Origin of the sequence: Shewanella sp. T24-MNA-CIBAN-0130, from assembly GCF_040310185.1 — a bacterium.
GTDB classification, from domain to species: Bacteria; Pseudomonadota; Gammaproteobacteria; order Enterobacterales; family Shewanellaceae; genus Shewanella; species Shewanella psychromarinicola.
Genome location: NZ_JBEOPP010000557.1, coordinates 1 through 237 on the forward strand (window position 1 = coordinate 1; position 237 = coordinate 237).

Consider the following 237-nt stretch of genomic DNA (forward strand, 5'->3'; position numbering starts at 1 on the left):
TAAGCCAGACAGGTGACGCCAAATACGCACCAAGTTTGCACTTACAACTGATTGAACTTGAAACAGATTTAAAACGGCTAAAAGCCTTTGCAAGACGCAGCGACAAGGTAAGCCATAAAAGTGATGTGTTGCTGCCCAAGTGGCTACCCATTACCACCGACTATTTAGCAAAGCTAGACGCTAACAACCAAAAGGACAAAGTAAATGACCATCCTATTTTTGCTTACTGCATTGTGT

General features: G+C 42.6%; 1 protein-coding gene. It reads left to right on the forward strand.

Annotated elements, in window-relative coordinates; translation table 11 throughout:
• Positions 1 to 237, forward strand: a 237-nt coding sequence (locus AAEZ02_RS23480) for a hypothetical protein (protein ID WP_502959622.1), incomplete at both ends; no start/stop codon positions are given.